Raw genomic sequence first — 2,255 nt, 5'->3', positions numbered from 1 at the left:
CCCCGACCGCCGATCACCGGCGCGAAGACCGCATTCGGCGGTGCAGCCGCGTGAGCCAGCCGCCAGGAGCTTCTGCCAAGGTGTCGCTTCCACCGTGCGACCCCTGGTTCACACGTTGGGTCAGGGCAGTTGACCCAGCCACTGCACGTACGCCGAACGATGAGAGGGAAGCCGGGGAGGGCCGGGGCGGTTCAGGCGAGGGCCGCCCAGCGGGCCGTGCTGCGGTGGGCCGGGAGGCCGACGGCCTCGAACTCGTCGACGTCACGGGTCCCGTCGGCCCGGGCGGACTCCACACGGGCGCCGAGGTGGCGCAGGGCGCGGGAGATCGGGCTGCCCTCGGGCGGGAAGGGCGCGAACTCGGCGCTGGTGAGAGGGCCGAGGGCGAGACGGCCGTCGGCCCAGACGGCGGCGCGCTGGGTGCCGCTGCCGCCGAAGAAGCAGGCCTCGACGCAGGCGATCGGGCCGGCCTTGGACCAGGCGGCGAGCCGCCGCCCGGACCCGTCCGGGAGCCAGTCGAACCCGGCCGTTTCCCCCGACGCGCCTTCGCCGCCGCCGACTTGGTAGCCGAGTGCGGCCAGGAACGCGGGGGTGGCCGGGATCAGGGCCAGCCCCTGCGACAGCGGGGCGAGACGGGCGACCGGCACCTCGGCGGCGGCCACCGCTAGCAGCTCCGCCGAGCCGATCAGCGCCTGAAGTTCGTATGGCATTCAGTCATCCTGAACCACGGCACTGACAGTCCGCCCGCGATTTACGAATCCGTGCCTCGACGGGAATCGGCCCGAGAGCGGCGCTCCGGCCGGACGCCGTGGAGCAGGGCGAGCACGGTGACGTCCACGGCGTCCTCCGGCTCGTTCCCTGGGCGCTTCTGCGTCTCGGCGAACAGCAGGTCGAAGGCTCGGCGAGGCCGGCTCCGGAGCCGGACCGGGGTCCGGCCGAGCCGTCCTCCGGGTGCTCAGGTCGAGCCGGCCGCAGCCGGCGCCCGCGGCCGGCCGGACGCTGCGCCGCCCTCCTGGCCGGGCGAGCGGTGACCGGCCCGACACCCACCCGGTCCGGCACTACGCCGCCCCGGTCCGGGCGTGATAGGGCATCAGTGACGGCCGCCGGCCCCGGCGTCCGGCGGCGCGCGGTGGGATCCGTCGTGCGCCGCCGGTCCGGGGTGCCGGGCGTCCGAGGCCAGTGCCCACCGCAAGACGCTGCCGATCCAGGAAGGCGGGAGACACCCGTGCCACGACCGTTCACCACCGAGGACTCCGCCGCCCGGATGGCCCGGGCCACCGCCGACGCCACCGCCGCCGGGCTCACCGGCCTGGTCGTCGCCCCGGGCCCCGACCTGGTCCACCTCTGCGGCTACCAGCCCACCGCGATCACCGAGCGGCTGACCGCGCTCGTCCTCACCGCCGGGCGCGAGCCCGCCCTGGTCGTCCCCAGGCTGGAGCGCCCGGACGCCGAGAAGGCCCCCGGCGCCCCCGCCGTCCGGCTGGTCGACTGGACCGACGGCGAGGACCCGTACGCCGCCGCCGTCCCGCTGCTCGAACCCGGCGGCCGGTACGGCGTCTCCGACAACGCCTGGGCCATGCACCTGCTCGGCTTCCAGGCAGCCCTCGCCGGCACGCGCTGGACCTCGCTCACCGAGTCCCTGCCGATGCTGCGCGCCGTCAAGGACGGCGACGAGCTGGAGCGCCTGGCCGCGGCCGGCGCCGCCGCCGACGCCGCGTACCGGGGAATCCTGGAGGTCCGGTTCGCCGGTCGCCGGGAGACCGACGTGGCCGCCGACCTCAGCGCGCTGCTCATCCGCCACGGGCACAGCCAGGTCGACTTCACCGTGGTCGGCTCCGGCCCCAACGGCGCCAACCCGCACCACGAGGCCGGCGACCGGGTCATCGAGCCCGGCGACACCGTGGTGCTGGACTTCGGCGGCCTCAAGGACGGCTACGGCTCGGACACCACGCGCACGGTGCACGTCGGAGCGGACGTGCCGGACGAGGTCCGGAAGGTCCACGACGTCGTCCGGCGGGCGCAGCAGACCGCGTTCGAGGCCGTCCGGCCCGGCGTGAGCTGCCAGGAGATCGACCGCACCGCCCGCCGGGTGATCACCGAGGCCGGCTACGGCGAGTACTTCATCCACCGCACCGGTCACGGCATCGGCATCACCACCCATGAACCCCCGTACCTGGTCGAGGGCGAGGAGCGGCCGCTCGTCCCGGGCATGTGCTTCTCGATCGAGCCCGGCATCTACCTCCCGGGGCGGTTCGGGG

General features: G+C 75.3%; 2 protein-coding genes. One reads left to right on the top strand and one right to left on the bottom strand.

What is annotated here, in order from left to right; translation table 11 throughout:
- Positions 1–191: 191 nt before the first annotated feature.
- Positions 192–707: a hypothetical protein gene (locus tag MCM47_RS39785; protein ID WP_238863764.1), complete on the bottom strand. Its 516-nt coding sequence runs from the start codon at positions 705–707 to the stop codon at positions 192–194.
- Positions 708–1,261: 554 nt separating this feature from the next.
- Between MCM47_RS39785 and MCM47_RS39780 the strand changes: the two genes are divergently transcribed.
- Positions 1,262–2,255, top strand: a 994-nt coding sequence (locus MCM47_RS39780) for an aminopeptidase P family protein (protein ID WP_238951726.1), incomplete at its 3' end; no start/stop codon positions are given.

Origin of the sequence: Kitasatospora sp. A2-31 (assembly GCF_022288725.1) — a bacterium.
Classification (GTDB): Bacteria; Actinomycetota; Actinomycetes; order Streptomycetales; family Streptomycetaceae; genus Kitasatospora.
The sequence above is the reverse complement of the archived record's forward strand: the minus strand, read 5'-3'. Positions and strand labels throughout refer to the sequence as shown.